Genomic DNA, 19070 nt, shown 5'->3' with positions numbered 1-19070 from the left:
AAAGCCTAAAAGCATGAAAGCTGCCGAAACAGGAGGAAGACTATAGTGAGCACGGTGAAAATATTTGATACTACCCTGCGGGACGGAACACAAGGGGAAGGCGTCAGTCTTTCCGTTGAGGACAAGCTCAAGATTGCCCAGAAGCTGGACAGCCTGGGTGTCTCCTATATCGAAGGGGGCTGGCCCGGCAGCAATAATAAAGATATAGAGTTCTTCCTGCGCGTCGGCGAGCTGAACCTGAAGCATGCCAAGATTACGGCCTTCGGCAGCACGCGGCGCAAAGATACGCTCGCCGAGAACGACCCGAACCTGAACCGGCTGCTTGAGGTCGGCGTCAAGGCGGCCGCGATCTTCGGCAAATCGTGGGACTTCCAGGTTCACACGGCCATCCAGACGACGCTCGAAGAGAATCTGGCCATGATCTACGATTCGGTCCGCTTCCTGAAGAGCCGCGGACTGGAAGTAATCTATGACGCCGAGCATTTCTTCGACGGCTACAAGAGCAATCCCGAGTATGCGGTCGCGACCATCCGCAAGGCGGAGGAAGCCGGTGCGGACTGGATCGCCCTGTGCGACACGAACGGCGGCACGCTGCCGCACGAAGTGTCGGCCATCGTCGCCGATGTGCGCACCCGCGTCTCCTGTCCTATCGGCATTCACGCCCACAACGACTGCGAGCTGGGCGTGGCGAATTCCCTCGCGGCCGTCATGGCCGGTGCCACCCAGGTACAGGGAACGATCAACGGCTACGGCGAGCGCTGCGGCAACGCCAACCTCGTCTCGGTCATTCCGAATCTGCAGCTCAAGCTGAACTATGACGTGATCAGCGGGGAGCAGCTGGCGTCGCTCACCAGTGTCGCACGGTATGTCAGCGAGATCGCCAACATGCACATGCCGATCAACCAGCCGTACGTCGGTACGGCCGCTTTCGCTCACAAAGGCGGGATTCACGTCTCCGCGATCCTGCGCGACTCGAGCACGTACGAGCACATCAAGCCGGAGCTTGTGGGCAACAAGCAGCGCGTCCTGGTATCCGAGCTGGCCGGCCAGAGCAACCTCGTGTTCAAAGCACAGGAGCTCGGCCTCGACTTCGATACGGGCAACGCGCAGACGAAGGCGCTCATCGAGCAGATCAAGTCGATGGAGCACCAGGGGTACCAGTTCGAGGGGGCCGATGCGACGCTGGAGCTGCTGATGCGCAATGCATACGGCCAGCTAGAGGAAGTGTTCACGCTCGAATCCTTCAAGATTATGGTCGGCAAAACGGTGAACCAGCCGGTCGTCTCGGAAGCGATCGTGAAGGTCCGCGTGCATGGCGAGACCGTGTACAACGCCGCCGAAGGCAACGGTCCGGTCAATGCACTCGACAACGCGCTGCGCAAGTGTCTTGAGCGGCACTATCCCGATATCCAGAACATGCACCTGGCGGATTACAAGGTACGTGTGCTCGACGACAAGGATACGACTGCAGCCAAAGTCCGCGTCCTCGTCGAATCCTCGGACTTCCAGAGCTCCTGGAGCACCGTGGGGGTATCCGAGAATATCATTGAAGCGAGCTGGGAGGCGCTGGCCGACAGCATCCGGTACGCTCTCTTGAACCAGACGCCGGCCGAGATCCGTACGCTGGAGCATCGCGAGCCGCTGGGCATCGTGAACCACTGAAGCAAGGTACAGGGCTCACCCGATATTCGCAGGCAGCCGTTTGCCTTTCATGAAAATCACAGCAGTTCATTAATAAAAGCCGCAGGCCTCAATTCCGAGCCTGCGGTTTTTTGGCTGTTCATTGACTGACTCCGGGCTCATCCGAACAAACAAGAGTACAGCCTTCCTCCCTGTCCAGCGGGCCATCAGGCTCCCTGCGCACCGATCAGCCCGCGGATCTTCGCCTCCAGCTGTGCCGCCGGCAGCACATGAATGACCTCCACCAGGTTCCCCTTGCGGTCAATAAGGTAGCTCGTAGGTACAAAACGCAGCCGGTAAGCATCCGCGGCTGTCCCCTCTGTGTCCAGCAGCACGGGGAACGTAAAGCCGTATTTCTTTACGAACCCCTCCGCTTCCCGGAGGCCGTCTTCCCTCGTCACATTCACCCCATAGAAATCAACCTGGTCCTTGTATTTGGCGTACACCGCCTGGAGATCGGGCGCTTCCTCATGGCACGGTCCGCACCACGAAGCCCAGAAGTTCAGCAGGAGCGGCTTGCTCCGCTCACCCCCTACGGTGAACTCTCCTCCGCGCATCCCCTGCAGCCGCAGGGCTGGCACGGGCTGACCGGGGACCACACGCCCCGCCTTCGAGGCCGCCGCGAACACCGGCCGGCTCTCCGGCTGTCCCTGCCCTTTCATCTGATACAGGGCCGCTCCCGTCAACAGCGCGATCAGCGCCAGCATGCCTGCATATTTTCTTGTCATGGGCACATCCCCCTGTCGGCAATGGTTGGTTATTCCTGAAGTATTGCCAACGGAAGACCAAACCTTACGCCATAGCTTAACGCAAGGCACCCTCCATTCCTTCGCTTGCAGCTGTAGCGGCGTCCCCAGCGTCTCAATTATGCCCCTGGGGGATGAAGCCCTCTTTTCACGGGAATAGTAACCCTACCATAAGATTGAATTACGGTCAGGGAGGTATAAGTGGAATGGAAAAGGCAAAATCCAAACGGCTGCAAATTTCCTTTGACAGCGATATGGCAGCCGATCAGGAAGCGAAGCCCCATGACGCCAAGCCCAAGAAAAAATCGCCGGAAGGCGGCTCTTCCAAAGGCCATCTTCTCGAGTTCATTGCGATTGCAAGCGTGCCGATGGTGCTCGTACTCGGGAACTCCATGCTCGTGCCGATTCTTCCGGACATGCAGGAGCGCCTTGGGATCAGCCAGTTTCAGAGCTCGCTTGTCATAACGCTGTTCTCCGTAACGGCGGGACTCGTGATTCCCGTCTCCGGCTATCTGTCCGACCGTTACTCGCGGAAGGGCGTCATGATCCCCTCCCTCATCATCTATGGAGCGGCAGGGGTGCTCGCGGGTCTGGGCGCCGTATGGAACTCCTATACGATCATCATCATCGCCCGGGCGATTCAGGGGCTGGGGGCGGCCGGTACGGCACCGATCGCGATGGCGCTCGCAGGCGACCTGTACAAGGCGGGAACGGAGAGTAAAGCGCTTGGCCTGACGGAAGCCTCCAACGGGGCGGGCAAGGTGGTATCCCCGATTCTCGGCTCCCTGTTCGCGCTGATCGTCTGGTACGCCGCTTTCTTTGCGTTCCCGGTGTTCTGCCTGATCTCGCTCCTGCTCGTCATGTTCGTGCTCAAGGAGCCCGAAAAGACCAAAAAGCCCCCCAAGCTCGGCGTGTATATCCGCGGCATCGGGAAGGTGCTGAAGGAGAAAGGGCGATGGATGATTCCGGCCTTCTTCGCCGGCTCGCTCGCCTTGTTCGTGCTGTTCGGGGTCCTGTTCTATCTCTCGGACATTCTGGAGGAGGCTCCGCACAGTATTGAGGGGGTGCGCAAGGGCATGATTCTGGCGATCCCGCTGCTCGGTCTGGTCATCACCTCGTATACGACCGGATCGCTCATTAAAAAGAACGGCCGTCTCATGCGTATTCTGATGAATGTCGGCCTCGCGATCATGTCGATCGCCCTCGGTCTGTGCACGCTGTTCTATAACGGGAACATCTATATCTTCATCGGGCTGCTGACCCTCAGCTCCGTCGGGACGGGGCTGCTTCTGCCATGCCTGAACACCATGATCACCGGCTCCGTGGGACGCGAGCAGCGCGGGGTCATCACTTCGCTGTATTCTTCGCTGCGGTTTCTCGGGGTGGCGTTCGGTCCACCGCTGTTCGGGTGGATGATGGACAAGTCCCACAGCCTCGTGTTCATCGTCGTCACCGTCCTGGCCGCCGTCGCGCTGGCTCTGGTATTCTTCCTGATCAAGCCCCCAGCGCAGATCAAGGGATAGCCTGTCCCTTCTCCCAAGTCCGCCACCGGAAGTGCGCTTCCGTTCCGGAGGGATGGCTGCCCGCTCCTGCAGAAGGTATAATAGCCTTACTACAGGACCGGCCGGCGGAATGCTGGCGCGTGAATAAGGCGGGGCGGAGACGACATGGCATTACCTATTGCAATCATGGAAAGCATCTACCGGGAGATGGTCCGCTACGGCCTCTCCCTCCTCCCTGAGGAAGCATGCGGAGTGTTATCCGGCTTTCGCACGGCGGAAGGCATATGGACGGCCGACCGGTTTGATCCCGTTGCCAACCTCTCACCGGAGCCCCGGACCTCCTTTGCTATGGATCCGGCCGGGCTCATCCCGGTCCTTCATGCCGCCGCGAAGCAGGGGCGCGAAGTCGTCGGGTTCGTCCATTCTCATCCGTCTTCGGCTCCCATACCCTCAGATCCGGACCTCTCCACCTCCTGGCACACCGTGCCAAGCCACTGGATTCTCTCGCTGCAGACCCCTTCCGTTCCAACGGCGGGCGTGTACCGGTATTTCCGGGACAGCAGCGGACGGATGCGGTATGAACCGCTCTCTTTTCACATTCTCCCCGACTCGCTCTAACGCTGCCTGACTGGACACAAAAAAATCTTCAGATTCAGCACGGGGTGCAAACCGAAGATTCGTCTCAATTCGTATGGCTTAAATGCGTATATAATTCGCCAAGCGTATGAATGCCCCTGGATTCCACCTCCAGCATGAGCATGCTCCATAATTTGGCCGTCATCACCGCATCCTCCAGAGCATGATGCCGGACCGTCACTTCAATCCCGTACAGATTCAGCAGCGAATCCAAATCGAATGCGGGAAGCCTGGGATTCAGCCATTTGGCGATCATCATCGTATCGAGCAGCCGGTGCGACAAATTGACTTTCGAGGTTTTCCACAGCGCGGAATTCAGAAAATGTTTGTCATGACCCGATCCATGGGCTACGAGCACCTTCTGCTGCACGAACTCCAGGAAGCCTCGCAGCGCATGCAGAAGATCCGGCGCATCCGCCACCATCTCGTTCGTAATCCCGGTCAGCTCCTCAATTTCCCGGGGAATAGCGCGCTTCGGATTGACAAGGGAATAGAAGGTATCCTTCTCCGATAACGTGCGTCCGGTCACCGTCACCGCCCCGAAGGAGATGATTTCGTCTCCGTTGTAGGGCGAGAAGCCGGTCGTTTCGAGATCAAAGACTACCAGCTCCACCGTATCCAATGGAATCTCATACAAGGAATTCTTGCGCTGCTCCTTCATGATCGAGCGGATGAAGGCCATCTGCTGTGCACTCTGCACATCAAACATGGACGTAAGGGCCGGCGTTAATCCGCCCATCTTGTACAGATGCCACATCCGCCCAGCGGGTCTCATATCCTTCATGACACTTCACCTCTCCTCTCCTGTTACTGTCCTTTCTCCAGCTCATGATGCACGCTTCGCTTGACATACTTCTGCAGTTCGATCCCGATGCGCAGGCAGAGCTTCAGCTCCGAGATGCGTTCCTTGGTGAGCTGCTCCGCGGTCAGCTTGCCCCGGGAGTTATATCTGCCGTCTATGATCTGATAGGGTGTCATGGACCGCAGCTTGAACGCCAGATTCAGGGCTTCCAGCCAATCGTGCCCAATCTCCTCCTCCACATGCCCGCCCCGGATCAGGGCCAGCGTCCTCTCTTCCGTTGACGTGCTCCGAATGCCCGCTTCGATGGCCAGCAGCCGGATTCCGTTGACGATGGGGATATACGCGCCGTACTTGACATCCACCCCGCCGGCATCCTCCCCGTACCGCTCTTTGATGAGCTGTCCGAAGAGGCCTAGCGAGACTTTGTGATGCAGGGTATTGTGGAGCAGATGCTCCAGCATGGAGGGATGGGCCGCCACATAGGCGTGGAATTCCTCGGCGACCGCCTCGCCGAAGGCGGGATCTCCATACACGGTGCGGAGATCGGCCGCAATCAGCAGGTACCGGACATTCTCCCAGTCCGGCTCCTGGAGCCAGCCCGCAATGGTCTGCCGGTACGCCGTAACGCTCTTGCGCCACTTGGCGTTCGTGCAGATAACATTGCCGCTGCAGGGCGGATAGCCCGCCAGCTCCAGACTGAGCGAGATCTTCTCCGCCAGTCCCTTAAAATAACCTTCCGCCGCCGCTTCTTCGTCGGGTGTGGCCGGATCCGCATAGATCAGGCCGTTGTCCTGATCGCTCCACAGCGTCTGCTCCCCCCGGCCTCCGCTGCCGAAGAGCAGGAAGGCGTAAGGCAGCGGAGCCGCCCCATGGGCCGCCGCATAGTCCTGCTCGGACAGCTCGATAACCCTGCGGATCACCGCATCGTGGAAGGCGTTCGCGTCCCGGTTCCACTCCAGCGGGCTTGCAAAAAGGAGATGCCGCTGGAACTCCCCATGCATTCGATCCCGGAAGGCCCGCAGCTCCGGCACATCCCGGGCGCCCGCGGCTTCCTTGCAGATCTGATCCAATGAGAGACGTTCCATGACGACATCCCCTTCTATAGTTGTAATGTTGCTTTAGAGGACGGCCGAACTGCCTCCGGCTGCCTTCTTCATCTGCTCAGGATAGCCGTAAGAGCCGTGTTCGGACAGGTCGAGACCGACCACCTCTTCTTCTTCCGTAACCCGCAGACCGATGGTAACTTTCAGGATGTACAGAATAATGAAGGAAACGATAAGCACGAACACGAACGTTGTGAAAATCCCCAGAGCTTGAACGCCAAGCTGCTCCAGACCGCCGCCGTACAGCAGACCCGGCTTGCCGATGCCCACTTTCTCTACGAGCTCAGGCTTTGCGAAGATCCCGTTGGCCAGCGTGCCCCAGATTCCGGCAATCCCGTGAACGGAGAAGGCATAAATCGGATCGTCGATGCCCGCTTTCTCAAACCACTGGGCCGTGAAGAACGTCAGAATCCCTGCAACGGCACCGATAATGATGGCGTCTCTTACGGAAACGAAGGCGCAGGAAGCCGTAATGGCAACAAGTGCCGCAAGTACGCCGTTCAGCATGCTTGGAATGTCCGCTTTGCCGAAGTAGATCCATGCGATGACGATAGCCGCTACCCCGCCGGCTGCTGCAGCCAGGTTGGTCGTCATAGCGATGTAACCGAAGAAGCCGTCACCCATGGCGCTGAGCGTGGAGCCCGGGTTGAAGCCGAACCAGCCGATCCAGAGAATAATAACGCCGAGAACCGAGAGAACTTGGTTGTGACCCGGGATAAGATTCGGAGTTTTATCCTTATTATACTTGCCGATACGCGGTTTGAGCATCAGTGTGGCTACGAGTGCAGCGGTAGCGCCCTGCAGGTGAACGACCGTCGATCCTGCAAAGTCCTGCTTGCCGTGGCCGGCGAGCCAGCCGCCGCCCCAGATCCAGTGAGCCGCAACAGGATAGATGAAGATGACGAAGAGGATACTGAAGATGAAGTATACGGAAAGCTTGGCGCGTTCGGCGAAGCCGCCGAAGGCAATGGCAAGCGATACGCCTGCGAAAGCGAGCTGGAAGAGGAACTTGATGCCGATTGGCACATCAGAGTAAGCCAGAGAGCTGTAGGCCGCCGCGGCCTGTTCTTCCGTACCGTCTACGAAGAAGCCCTTCATCCCGATGAAGCTGTTGCCGTCACCGAAGGCCAGGCCGAAACCTACAGCCCAGAAGGCAATGGCGCAGATGCCGAAGGTCAGGATCGTCTTGCCGGCAACGTGCCCCGCATTCTTCATGCGTGTGGAACCTGCCTCAAGCAGTGCGAAGCCCGCCTGCATAAAAATAACGAGAATGGCGGCGAGCATGACCCAGACCGCATCAACCGCTCCTTGAAGCTGAGCGGGCGTTGCATCTTCCGCGGCAAAAGCCATGGCTGTCGGCAACATAACTGACATAAGACCCGTGGATAAGAGCAACTTCTTCAACAAACCGACCACTTCCTTCTTAATGTAAGTTTATATAACATCAGTTGAAATTCTTATTGTCATTATATAGGCCGACCTTAGGTTTGGCAATAGGTTTTTCTATAAAGAATCGATAAAAACGAAAAATAACCTGACATGCCATAGGCATAATTCGGTTTTCTTGTCCATATATTAGGAAGTTAGACTCTAGAAACATAACATAAGCGGCGGGCAGGCTGCTTTTCGTTCCAAAATATAGGAGGTGATTCAGCATTCCCGCGTCCGGATAATAATGGAGGAAAGCATAACGTTTGACTGTATGGTTTGGATTCAGTTATCATGGGAGGAAGAACGGCTTTCTCTCTCCCCGCCCGGTACCGGGCCAATCCATACATATTATAATGAGGTGAAGGAATATGGGGATATGAAGCTTTACAAAATCGGTGAGCTGGCACGCTTATCGGAGGTCAGCCCCAGAACGATCGACTATTACACCAAGCTGGGCCTGATCGATCCGGAAACCCGCTCCGACACGAACTACCGGCTGTATAGCGACGAAACCTTAGCCCGTCTCAAGCGTATTGAATCCATGAAGAGGGAGAAGTATACCTTAGAGGAAATCAAAGCGAGCCTTCAGCAGCTGGGCAAGGTGAGCAAGGATGAAATGGTGACAGATAAACTCACATCCCTGCAGCTTCTATTGAAGCAGCTTGAGAAGGAGGCCAAGGAAGTCGGCCCGATGCTCGAGAAGCTCAAGCCGTCCCAGCTCAAGAAGCTTCATAAGATGCTGAACCAGCCGACGGCCGCCTGCATCGAAGCGCTCCTGCTGCTCCTGGGTAAGGGACCCTTTTCGTAGATTGTCGCAAGATACTATGAAGAAATGGAGTGTCAAAACATGCTGTTTACACCATGGACCATACTTATTCTCGCAGCAGTCGGTTTAAGCATCTGGGCCAGCTTCCGGGTCAAGGGCACCTTCAATAAGTGGTCTGATGTTCCCGTGGCCTCCGGCTTGACCGGTTATGATGTGGCAAGACGCATTCTAGACGAGAACGGACTGCACGACGTTCCGGTGGAAGCGGTACGGGGCGCACTGACCGACCACTACGATCCGATCGCCCGGGTTGTGCGGCTGTCCGAGCCCGTGTACTATGAGCGTTCCGTCTCCGCCGTCTCCGTCGCGGCGCACGAAGTCGGCCACGCCATCCAGCACAAGGTCAGCTACCCGATGCTTGTCGCAAGACATAAGATTTTCCCGGTTGTGAACTTCTCATCGGGGATCGCGCCGCTTCTGCTTATCGGCGGTTTTCTCTTCAAGATGTCCGGCCTGATCCTGCTCGGTATCATTCTCTTCAGCGCCGCGGTGCTGTTCCAGCTCATTACGCTGCCGGTAGAGTTCAACGCCTCCTCAAGAGCCCGCGACCTCATGGTCTCCTCCGGCTTCATCCGCAACGATGAGGAACCCGGTGTGGCCAAGGTACTGAATGCAGCGGCCTTGACTTATGTAGCGGCGGCTCTGGTATCTCTCCTGCAGCTGCTGGAGTACATCTGGATCTTCAACCGTTCCGACGACTAAGCGTTCAACAAGCGCAAAAGCCCGGACTTCCTACACGGAAGCCGGGCTTTCTTGTTTTGTGCGAATCAGGTCTGAAGCAGGTCCGCCCGCTCTTCCTCCCCGCTCAGGGCATACGCCGGTTCAAACCACAGGTCCCGGAAGCGGACCCAGCCGAGCGAACCGAGGGAGACGTTCTTCAGCGACGGATGAAAGATCGTGCGCTGCGTATGCTGGAACAGGAAGATGACGCTCGCCTGCTCCGTCACCAGCGTTCGCAGACGCTCCAGATAGGTCCTGCGCGTCCCCTTGGAGCTCTCCTGATAGAGCCGCTCAATCAGCCAGTCCGCCCCGCTCCTCAGCTCTTCGCCAAGGTGCAGCCGCAGGACGCTGTTCTCCGCCAGAAACAGCTCGATGATCGACAGTTCCGGCTGCTCATCCATGATATTCCGGTGGAACCAGAGGTGCGCCTCGCTCGCCCTGGCTTCAACCGAGCAGGACGTATGCCGCTGCACAAGCTCCGTCCGGATGCCGATCCTCCCGAGCTGTTCCTGAATGCTGCACACTTCGCCGTACGTGTTATGGTAATTCAGCAGCAGCACCTCCCCGGCGTAGCCGCTCTCGCTCAAGAAGCGCCTCGCCAGGATCGGATCGTAATTCTCATCGGTATCACTGTACTCCTGCCCGTCTTCATAGAACCATTTGGCATAGGTCCGGTCGCCTTCTTCATTCTTCGGGATAAGCAGGCGCCGGTCGATGGCATGCTGCACCGCTTTGCGGAACGCCAGCGAATGCTGCGGCCCGGGCAGCTCGAGGTTGAAGGTCAGGAAGCTGCAGTCGCGGCCGGTTTTCTCGATCGACTTCCACCCCTCCGGCGTTTCGCCTCCTTCGACCGAGCAGCCCTCATACCGCATGCTGTAGCACATCGATTCGAGCTGACTCGCTTTGCGCAGCAGCTCCGGCGTATACCAGATCTCGATCCGGTCGAGGTGGGCCCTGCGGTCATAATACCGTCCGAACGCTTCGAGAACGAGCATGTTCGCGTCGTGCTGAACCACCTTGAACGCGCCCGTGCCGATCGGCGTCTGCTCGAAGCGCTCGCCCATCTCGGTTACGGCATCATACGGCACAATAGAGGCCCGGTTGTAGCTCAGATGCTGCAGGAACAGCGGATTGGCCCGCTCCAAGCGGATGTGCACCGTATACCTGTCGATGCAGCGCACCTCCTGCACATCCGCGAACAGCCAGCGGAACGGCGACCGCAGCTCCTCGCTTTTGAGCCGTTCCAGCGTGAACTTGACATCCTCGGAGGTCATCTCGCGGCCGTGATGGAAGTAGACCCCTTTGCGCAGGTAAAAGAGCCACTCCTTCTCGTCCTTCGACATCGTCCAGTGGTGGGCGAGCCCCCCCTCGTACGTATCCGTCTCTTCCCGGTACCGTACCAGCATATCGAACACCTGCTCGACGATGTGGCATTCTACCAGGTAATACAGGTGGGCCGGATCGAGGCAGGAGATCCGCTTGCTGTAAGGGAGCCGCAGGGTATCGGTCTGCCGGTCGTTCTTCCGGTGCGGCCGGAAGCCGAACTGGGTGTCGAGCCAGTAGACGAATTGATCCTTGACCCCCTGCAGGTGGGGAACACCCTCCAGATAGGCGAAGGCCTGCTGGATGTCGCCCTTGCGCACATAATCCTGGGCCGTCTCCAGCGCCACCGTCTCTCCCGGGATGAGCAGCTTCAGCCTGGAACGGTTCCCCCTCCCCCGTCCGGGGGTATAGCGGATCCACTCGAGCGCTTCGAGGCGCTTCAGCACCAGATTCACGTTGCGCCCCGAGCATTGGAACAGCGCCGTCAGCTCCGGCAGGGTCACCTCGACCTCCTCTTCCCGGTCCTTATCCAAAAACCTTTCATGCAGTTTCAGGTAATAGTAGTCCAGCATGCCGCTCCAGCCTCCTCTTTGGCTTCAAAAGATGAAGGATTAGAAATTACCTTACACTTTTTATTCATCTTTCGCAAGATATAATGAAGACAAAAGAGGGGAGCGTGGCACCATGAATCATTTTGAACTGGAAATGTTAATGAGAGAGCACCAGAGAGAGATGCGTACCAAAACACAAGAGCTCCGGCTGCTCCGGCTGCCCATCATGGATTGGCTGGTCGGTGCGAGCGGAGCCCTGATCTTGGCCGGACTGTAACCCGTTAACGGAGGACGGCCCTCTAAGCGCACATGCTGCCTTGGGAGGGCCGTTTTGCTTTCTATTCGGTGTCTTCACCCTTGAGGTACTTCGTCGCCATGAAATCCAGCAGGAACTTCCGGAAGACCTCCGCCACCAGCGGGAGCTTCTCGCCGGTCCGCTGAATCATGCCCACGCTGCGTGTGACCTGAGGTTCAACGACCCGCACTTTGACGGGCTGGAGGACGCTGATCTCGGTCAGCGCCATCTCCGGCAGCAGGGAGACGCCCATGCCGGCCGCAACCAGGCCGCGGATCGTATCGGTCTCTTCCCCTTCGAATCCGATCCGGGGAACGAAGCCCGCCTTGCTGCACGCCTCCAGCACGATGGAGCGAAGGGAGTACTCCTCACTGAACATGACGAAGGAGTCCTCCTTGAGCTGCTCGAGCCGGATCGTCTTCGATTCGGCGAGCACATGCCCCTGCGGAACGATCGCGTACAGTTCCTCCTGCAGGAGCAGGTCACCTGTGACATGACTGTGCTTCTCGGGAAAAGGTGAAATGAAGGCCAAGTCGATTTCGCCTTTCATCACATCACGGATGAGGCTGTTATAGGTTCCCTGCCGAAGGCGGAACGTGACATTCGGATAATGCTTGCGAAAGCTGGCGATTAAGGTGGGAAGCAGATAGATCCCCAAGCTGTGCGGGAATCCGACCCGGATCTCCCCTTTCTCGGGGTCCAGGTATTCATGTATTTCATTCACGGCCCTCTCGAGGTCCGTCAAGATTCCTTCGACCCGGCAGAGAAACAGCTTGCCGACGGAAGTCAGCTGCAGGTTCCTGCCTTTCTGCACGAAGAGCTGGACACCCAGCTCCTCCTCGAGCTGATGAATCTGGCGCGAGACAGCCGACTGGGCGACGTGCATTTCTTCAGCCGCCTGGGTCACATGCTGTTTGCGCGCCACTTTCACAAAGTATTGAAGCTGCCGCAGTTCCACAAACGCTTCCTTCCTTCCACTGATGCCATTCTAAAGTTGTATAATCGCATGTTCGGCGGGATTTGTCCATACTTACGCAGAAAAGCACGTAAGGTTTCGGTGCAGCATTGCAGACTCGTTGATGACTGGATCACTCGCCTAAGTTCAATGGTATACCGAAACCCTGATTGAAGCCCTTAGAGGATGGTTTCGGTGCAACATTTCCGCCAAGCTTGTAGGCTTGTCTCCCACAATGTTATAATATTCCTCGGTGAATACCAACATTATCAAGGATCTTGAAGGAGGCCCATGTACTCATGGCACAAGCGACTCTGAAAGGCAATCCGATCACCCTGGTCGGAACTCAACTGAAAGCAGGAGACAAAGCGCCTGACTTTACAGTGAACAAGAATCTGCTCGAAACTGCCTCCTTGGCGGACTATGCGGGTAAAATCAAGCTGATCTCCGTTGTGCCTTCCCTGGACACGGGCGTATGTGACGCTCAAACCCGCCGCTTCAACGAAGAAGCTGCAAAGCTTGGCGACAACGTGATCGTCCTGACGATCTCCGTCGACCTCCCGATGGCTCAAGCCCGCTGGTGCGGCGCTGCCGGCATCGACAAAGTCGTGACGCTCTCCGACTACAAAAACCACTCCTTCGGCAAAGCTTACGGCGTGCTGATCGAAGAACTGCGCCTGCTCATGAGATCCATCTTCGTGATTGACGCGAACGACACGATCCAATACGTGGAATACCTCGGCGAAATGACGGAGCACCCGAACTACGAAGCAGCGATCGAAGCTGTGAAGAAGCTCGTTTAATCCAGCCTGCACCGGGAACTTCATAAGATGAACCTGACACCGTCCTTCCCGGACGGTGTTTTCCATATCTTCAGGCCCAGCGGAGCACGGACAAGCTAGAGACTGCCATGTATCCAACAAAAAAACAGCGTACAGCCATCTTGGCCACCACGCTGTTCGGGGTTATTCGTTTATTTTATAAGCGGCAAGGCGCTTGTCGATATGCTTGTATATATCGAGGATGGTCCGGTAATTCGCCCCCAGATCCCCCAGCGATCCACGGGAAGCCGAATAGATATCGACAGCCGTCTTCACCGGCGTAATGCTGAACAGGGTCAGTGTAATATCTTGGGTCCGGCCGGTAATCGTCTTGCGCTCTACCACAATCTCTCCGACACTTCTTACTTCATGGAGCAGTTTGTACCCGCTGAGTTTCTTGAACATATTGATAATCTCATCCCATGCCTGATCCATGGAGATTTTGTAGTATCTCGTTTTCAATGCCGGATCTTTCGCTTTCTCACCCGTGGTTTCGTGGCTGCGGATGAGGCCGACCAAGGTACGCTTAAGCAAAGCCTTCCCTCCTCAATGAAGTAAACAATGAACTCCGGTTCACACTATCCTTAATCATATCATTGTTTGGTTCCGAGAGAAAGAGGGAATACACAATTCGTTCACGTTTCGTTCGGTTCCCCGGCCCCGCCCCTGGCCGATGACGCCTCATACTCCTGCAGGCGCATCCGGGCGCGGATGATCGAGGAAGCCGCCCCCAGCGCGCACCCGTCTTCGCCAAGCTGCGAATACCGGACCGTAATCCGGAAGGAAGCCAGGTAGGAATAACGGGAAGCGAGCGCATCCAGCAGCGGGCCGTTGACCCAAGCCCCGTACTGGCTCATGGCATTGCCCACCACGATCATCTGGGGATTGAAGGTGTGCATCATGTTTCCGATGCCGATACCGAGGTACGACCCGGCCTGCCGGACCGCTTCACGCGCCTGCCCGTCTCCCTGCTCAAGCAGGGCCAAGAGCCGCTCCGAGAACCCCGGCGCATAATCCATGCCGAGCTTCTCCGCCAGAGCCCGCTCGGAGGCATACCGCTCCCAGCAGCCCCGGTTGCCGCAGGAGCAGGGCAGCCCGTCCATCTGGATGGTCGAGTGGCCCACTTCCCCCGCCAGCCCTCCGGTTCCCCGGAAAAGCTCGCCGCCGAGGATGAGGCCGGCCCCGATCCCGCCGCCTGCGCTGAGGTACAGCATGTCGCTGCAGTCCGCATCCGCCCCGGCCCCGAACTCCAGCTCGCCCAGCGCCGCCAGGTTCGCTTCGTTATCGAGGACGACCGGCAGGCCGAGAGAGGCTTCGAGCTCCTTTTTCCACGACAGATCCTTCCAGCCTGTGTGCGGCACAAAAACAACATGGCCCGACGGGTACTCCACAAAACCGTGGACGCCGATACCCACGCCGATCAGTCCGAGCGGAGTCGGCTCCAGTGCCTCCCGTTCCTTCTCCAGCAGCGACAGAATCTCCTGAAGGAAGCGTCCGGGATCTTTGGAGGCCTCCTCGCCGTAAGCATACTCCGCACGCTTGCGGATCTGTCCATGGAGATCCGTCACCACGAGCAGCAGATCCGTCGGCCGCAGATCGAGCCCGATGACCCGGCCGCCGTTGCGGTTCAGCTCCAGCATCATCGGCTTCCGCCCGCCGCTCGACTCACCGATTCCCGTCTCGATCACAAGGTGATCTCCGATAAGCTCCTCTACCAAAGCCGACACGGTAGCCCGCGTCAGCCGGGTTGCCTTCGCTAGGTCGGCTCTCGAGATTGGAGCCTGCCGCCGGATCAGCCCCAGCAGCGTCGATTTATTCAAGCTTTTCAAGAATGTACTGTCACCCGAAACCGGTCTTGATTTCACGTTCGTTCACCTTCCGCCCTAGTCCTGCAGATATCGTCCTATTGTATCCGATCTGCGGCCCCTTGTTAAGCGCCAGCTCATTTTCACATTGCCATCTGTCCTCTATCGTAATATAATTTGTTTATTAAGTAAACAAAGTTACTTATTCTATTCCTTCCAATAATCCTAACGGGGTGACATGCATGTTTTTCTTAGGGATCGATCTTGGAACGTCCGCCGTCAAGTGTATCCTGGTCAATGACCGCGGCGAAGTGAAAGCGAGTGCAAGCGAGGAATACCCTCTGCTGCAGCCGCAGCCCGGCTGGGCTGAGCAGCATCCGGAGGACTGGTGGAAAGGCACGGCCGGCTGCATCCGCAAACTGCTGGAGAAGGCCGGCATTACAGGAGCCGAGGTTGCCGGCGTCGGCTTATCGGGCCAGATGCACGGCTCGGTCTTCCTCGACAAGGAGCTGAACGTCGTCCGCCCCGCCCTGCTCTGGTGCGACCAGCGCACAGGGGCCGAGTGCGAATGGATCGAAGAGACGATCGGCAAAGAGGAACTGGGACGCCTCACCGGAAATAAAGCGCTCACAGGCTTCACGGCGCCGAAGGTGATCTGGCTGCGCAGCCGGGAGCCGCAGAACTTCGAGCGTACCGCCCACCTCCTGCTGCCGAAGGATTATGTCCGCCTGCAGCTGACCGGCGAGTTCGGCATGGATATGGCCGATGCGAGCGGCACCCTGCTCCTCGACGTGGCGAACCGCCGCTGGTCCGAGGAGGTCCTCGGCAAGCTCGGCATTCCAGCCTCCTGGCTGCCTCCGCTCTTCGAGAGCAGCGACGTTGCCGGCACGGTGCTGCCTGCCGCCGCTGAGCTGACCGGCCTCGCGCCCGGAACCCCCGTCGTCGCCGGCGGCGGCGACCAGGCCTGCGGTGCCGTCGGTGTAGGCGTCGTGCGCAGCGGCATTGCCTCCGTCGCCCTCGGCACCTCCGGCGTCGTGTTCGTACACGACGATACGTACCAGGCCGACGAGGAGTGCAGGCTCCACTCCTTCTGCCACGGCGTGCCGGGCAACTGGCACCGGATGGGTGTCATGCTTGCTGCCGGCGGCTCGTTCCAATGGTGGAAGAACCACTTCGCCTACGAGGAGCTGCAGCGCGCCGAGCAGGAAGGCAGAGACGTGTACGAATACCTCACGGAGCTTGCCGCTTCGGCGCCGCTCGGCAGTGAGGGACTCCTCTTCCTGCCTTACCTTACCGGGGAGCGCACCCCGCATCCCGATCCGAAGGCCCGCGGCGGCTTTATCGGCCTGAACCTGCGCCACGGCAAAGCCCACCTGACCCGCGCCGTGCTGGAAGGCATCACCTTCGGCCTGCGGGACTCCATGGAGCTCATCAAGGAATCGGGCATCGCCATCACCGAGCTTCGTGTGAACGGCGGGGGCGCCCGCAGCCGCTTCTGGCGCCAGATGATCGCCGACATCTTCGGCTATCCGGTGGTCACCGTGAACTCCACGGACGGTCCGGCTTACGGCGCAGCCGTTATGGCCGCTTCCGGCGTCCTGAAGCGGGAGATCCCCGACCTCTGCGAGGAGTGGATCCGCGTCGAAGACCGCGTCGAACCGATTGCCGCCAACCAGGAGCGCTACCAGGCCTACTACGACATCTATCGTACGCTGTACGGCACGCTGAAGACGAGCTTCCATCAGCTCAGCGACCTGGCTGCAGCAGAAGGCCGGAGCTGAGGCCTGAGGAAGGATCCGGCTCCCCATATACCATTTGAGCCGTCAAGACTCCCCTCGGGGTACCGGTGCATGCAGGCTGCGCTGTGGAGCTTTACCGGGGCGCCACAGCCACTCCTCCTGCCCTGTCCTCCCTACAACAAAGAGGCATCCGCTTCCCGCGGATGCCTCTCTTTTTCTCACCGGAGCTTGTCCCGTCTCCTAGAATACCGACTGCTTCGCACCTTCCCAATCCTTCAGGAAGCGCTCGATCCCCGCATCCGTAAGCGGATGCTTGACCATACCTTGGATGACCTTGTATGGAACCGTCGCAATATGGGCGCCGAGCAGCGCTGCTTCGATTACATGAGTCGTCGTCCGGACGCTGGCCGTAATGATCTCCGACTGAATATCGTGAATAGCGAAGATTTCGCTGATTTCTTTGATCAGATTCATGCCGATCTGGTTAATGTCATCCAGACGTCCCACGAACGGAGATACATAGGTAGCTCCCGCACGGGCGGCCAGCAGAGCCTGCGTGGAAGAGAAGATCAGGGTGACGTTGGTTTTGATGCCGAGCTCCGTGAAGATCTTCGTAGCCTTCAGCCCTTCTTCCGTCATCGGAACCTTCACCACGATGCCGTCGCCAAGCGCAGCCAGCTTCTTGCCCTGCTCCACCATCTCATCCGCTTTCAGCGAGATGACTTCCGCACTGATCGGAACATTCCCCACGACTTCGATGATTTCTTTCACCGTCGCGAAGAAGTCTTTGCCTTCTTTGGCAATCAGGGACGGATTCGTGGTTACGCCGGCAATAACGCCAAGCTCATGAGCCTTACGGATCTCTTCGACATTCGCGGTATCAATAAACAACTTCATTTCTCCAAACTCCCTCTCTGCACTTGGTTTATGGTTTGTTTACACCCGCCGTCCCTATGTACGCACATGCTGCTGTTCACCCAAACGTTTGTTCACGTGAACAATTCGGCATAAAAAAAACCCGCCTATGCCGTCCGGTCAACTTGTCTCAAACCTGCGCTAGCAGGTGGGTGACCGCAGAATCGGTTTTGAAGTCCCTTTTCGAGGGCAGGTCAGCCGCAATTCTATATAGGTCTCCCTAGAAACAATCATTGGTTTAAAACACGATAACCGAAACGCACATCGCAGGATTTTTTGTTTGTAGGTTTATTATAGTCTACCCGGAGGTGAAAGTAAACCTCAGCGGCCCGGCTCATTGCTGGCACTTCAGTGAAAACATGGAGCTACCGGCTGGGGTCTCCACGCTCGTCTTTGCGCTCTTCGGCTCCCCGAAGCTCGGCTCCGTCCAGCGCCGCATCCAGGGCATCGGCGCCCCCTTCCGCTTCCAGCCGCGCCTTCTCCGCCTCTTCCGCTTCCTTCTCGGCGATCTGCTGCTGCTTCTCCTGCAGCTTGCCGAAAATGAGATTGAAGTGCCAGAACGACACGATTGCAATCAAACTGCCCATGAAGAAAGGGATGAGGAAGGTGAAGACGGTAAAGCTGATATACAGGACGACGCCGTTCAAAGCGATCATCGAGATGGAGCGGATCGGATTGCCGATGGTGATCAGCATTGCGTTCTTCACGATCTGAAGTGTCTTCATATGAAGATGGGACAGGATAGAGAAGAAATGGAACAGCGAGATCGACAGCAGCACGGTCAGGGATAATACCAGGAACCGGAGGACGCTGAAGAGTCCGGTCTGATTGCCGTAGAACCGGAAATTCGTATACAGAATCACTCCGAAGAGCACATACAGCAGACCGCCCAGCATCGCCTGCACATAGTTGCTCTTGTAGCTGCGGAAGAACGTCTTGAACAATGGTACGTCCTCATCACCGGTCAGCCACTTCCGCGCTACACTGAACATGGCCGCCGTTGAAGGGAACAGGGTGAACGGCGAGACAATCGCCATCAGTATAAGCGTTTGCAAAACTTGATCGGTCGTCCCCGCCTGCAGCAGGATCAGCCCCAGCATGAAGAAGGGGATACCGCATAGAATCCAAAGCACATTAATGACCGAAAGGCGCATGATCCATTCGGAGATGCGGTAGAAACCGCCCATAATTCCACGAAATTCCAACTTGATGCCCTCCTT

At 57.7% G+C, this 19070-nt stretch carries 18 protein-coding genes and 1 other RNA gene; 8 read left to right on the top strand and 11 right to left on the bottom strand.

The annotated features are described in order from the left end of the window. Window positions 1–42: 42 nt before the first annotated feature. Window positions 43–1662 (top strand): citramalate synthase, encoded by a 1620-nt coding sequence (cimA, locus tag PM3016_RS09735; protein WP_187296761.1) that lies wholly within the window; start codon window positions 43–45, stop codon window positions 1660–1662. 185 nt (window positions 1663–1847) lie between these two features. Here the strand turns inward: cimA and PM3016_RS09730 are convergent, their stop codons facing one another. Continuing rightward, window positions 1848–2408 (bottom strand): TlpA family protein disulfide reductase, encoded by a 561-nt coding sequence (locus tag PM3016_RS09730; RefSeq protein ID WP_013915351.1) that lies wholly within the window; start codon window positions 2406–2408, stop codon window positions 1848–1850. Between the two features lie 224 nt (window positions 2409–2632). Here PM3016_RS09730 and PM3016_RS09725 point away from each other — a divergent pair, with 224 nt between their 5' ends. Both PM3016_RS09725 and PM3016_RS09720 read left to right on the top strand, forming a co-directional pair. Next, entirely contained in the window at window positions 2633–3949 is a 1317-nt protein-coding gene (locus PM3016_RS09725; RefSeq protein ID WP_013915350.1) for an MFS transporter, read from the top strand. A gap of 144 nt (window positions 3950–4093) precedes the next feature. Further along, window positions 4094–4546 carry a M67 family metallopeptidase gene (locus tag PM3016_RS09720; protein ID WP_014369309.1) on the top strand — a complete coding sequence of 151 codons (453 nt, stop codon included), beginning with the start codon at window positions 4094–4096 and terminating at the stop codon, window positions 4544–4546. 64 nt (window positions 4547–4610) lie between these two features. Here the strand turns inward: PM3016_RS09720 and PM3016_RS09715 are convergent, their stop codons facing one another. The 3 genes from PM3016_RS09715 to PM3016_RS09705 are packed head-to-tail and all read right to left on the bottom strand — an operon-like array spanning window position 4611 to window position 7876. Then, window positions 4611–5348, bottom strand: a complete 738-nt coding sequence (locus PM3016_RS09715; RefSeq protein WP_013915348.1) for an exonuclease domain-containing protein — start codon at window positions 5346–5348, stop codon at window positions 4611–4613. 23 nt (window positions 5349–5371) lie between these two features. Next, window positions 5372–6451, bottom strand: a complete 1080-nt coding sequence (locus PM3016_RS09710; protein WP_013915347.1) for a DUF294 nucleotidyltransferase-like domain-containing protein — start codon at window positions 6449–6451, stop codon at window positions 5372–5374. Window positions 6452–6484: 33 nt separating this feature from the next. Next, window positions 6485–7876, bottom strand: coding sequence for an ammonium transporter (locus PM3016_RS09705; RefSeq protein ID WP_014369308.1), 1392 nt, complete (start codon window positions 7874–7876; stop codon window positions 6485–6487). A 400-nt stretch (window positions 7877–8276) separates the two neighbouring features. On the opposite strand from PM3016_RS09705, the gene PM3016_RS09700 reads away from it, so the two are divergent. Next, entirely contained in the window at window positions 8277–8708 is a 432-nt protein-coding gene (locus PM3016_RS09700) for a MerR family transcriptional regulator (protein WP_014369307.1), read from the top strand. Window positions 8709–8747: 39 nt separating this feature from the next. Then, window positions 8748–9428, top strand: coding sequence for a zinc metallopeptidase (locus tag PM3016_RS09695; protein ID WP_013915343.1), 681 nt, complete (start codon window positions 8748–8750; stop codon window positions 9426–9428). A gap of 65 nt (window positions 9429–9493) precedes the next feature. Here the strand turns inward: PM3016_RS09695 and PM3016_RS09690 are convergent, their stop codons facing one another. Then, window positions 9494–11341 carry an ABC transporter substrate-binding protein gene (locus PM3016_RS09690; protein ID WP_014369306.1) on the bottom strand — a complete coding sequence of 616 codons (1848 nt, stop codon included), beginning with the start codon at window positions 11339–11341 and terminating at the stop codon, window positions 9494–9496. A gap of 112 nt (window positions 11342–11453) precedes the next feature. Here PM3016_RS09690 and PM3016_RS38540 point away from each other — a divergent pair, with 112 nt between their 5' ends. Continuing rightward, window positions 11454–11597, top strand: a complete 144-nt coding sequence (locus PM3016_RS38540) for a hypothetical protein (RefSeq protein ID WP_014369305.1) — start codon at window positions 11454–11456, stop codon at window positions 11595–11597. 61 nt (window positions 11598–11658) lie between these two features. Here the strand turns inward: PM3016_RS38540 and gltC are convergent, their stop codons facing one another. Next, on the bottom strand, window positions 11659–12573 hold the full coding sequence (gltC, locus tag PM3016_RS09685; protein ID WP_013915340.1) for a glutamate biosynthesis transcriptional regulator GltC: 915 nt from the start codon (window positions 12571–12573) through the stop codon (window positions 11659–11661). Window positions 12574–12869: 296 nt separating this feature from the next. Between gltC and tpx the strand changes: the two genes are divergently transcribed. After that, a complete protein-coding gene (gene tpx / locus PM3016_RS09680) occupies window positions 12870–13373 on the top strand; it encodes a thiol peroxidase (protein ID WP_014369304.1) in 504 nt (167 codons plus the stop codon). A gap of 162 nt (window positions 13374–13535) precedes the next feature. On the opposite strand, the gene PM3016_RS09675 is transcribed toward tpx, so the two are convergent. Together PM3016_RS09675 and PM3016_RS09670 are read right to left on the bottom strand one after the other, a co-directional pair. Further along, window positions 13536–13925 carry a DUF1499 domain-containing protein gene (locus PM3016_RS09675; RefSeq protein WP_013915338.1) on the bottom strand — a complete coding sequence of 130 codons (390 nt, stop codon included), beginning with the start codon at window positions 13923–13925 and terminating at the stop codon, window positions 13536–13538. Window positions 13926–14026: 101 nt separating this feature from the next. Continuing rightward, on the bottom strand, window positions 14027–15220 hold the full coding sequence (locus PM3016_RS09670; RefSeq protein ID WP_016362450.1) for an ROK family transcriptional regulator: 1194 nt from the start codon (window positions 15218–15220) through the stop codon (window positions 14027–14029). A gap of 218 nt (window positions 15221–15438) precedes the next feature. Between PM3016_RS09670 and xylB the strand changes: the two genes are divergently transcribed. Then, window positions 15439–16977 (top strand): xylulokinase, encoded by a 1539-nt coding sequence (xylB, locus tag PM3016_RS09665; RefSeq protein WP_014369303.1) that lies wholly within the window; start codon window positions 15439–15441, stop codon window positions 16975–16977. Between the two features lie 198 nt (window positions 16978–17175). Here the strand turns inward: xylB and fsa are convergent, their stop codons facing one another. The 3 genes from fsa to PM3016_RS09655 form a co-directional block, all read right to left on the bottom strand. Next, window positions 17176–17832 (bottom strand): fructose-6-phosphate aldolase, encoded by a 657-nt coding sequence (gene fsa / locus PM3016_RS09660; RefSeq protein WP_014369302.1) that lies wholly within the window; start codon window positions 17830–17832, stop codon window positions 17176–17178. A gap of 114 nt (window positions 17833–17946) precedes the next feature. After that, window positions 17947–18126: non-coding RNA, 6S RNA (gene ssrS / locus PM3016_RS36915), on the bottom strand. Window positions 18127–18215: 89 nt separating this feature from the next. Beyond that, window positions 18216–19055 (bottom strand): YesL family protein, encoded by an 840-nt coding sequence (locus tag PM3016_RS09655; protein WP_013915334.1) that lies wholly within the window; start codon window positions 19053–19055, stop codon window positions 18216–18218. Between the last annotated feature and the right edge of the window lie 15 nt (window positions 19056–19070).

The organism is Paenibacillus mucilaginosus 3016 (assembly GCF_000250655.1).
Lineage (GTDB): Bacteria > Bacillota > Bacilli > Paenibacillales > NBRC-103111 > Paenibacillus_G > Paenibacillus_G mucilaginosus.
Note: the sequence above shows the minus strand (reverse complement) of the source record. Positions and strands in the feature narration are given on the sequence as shown.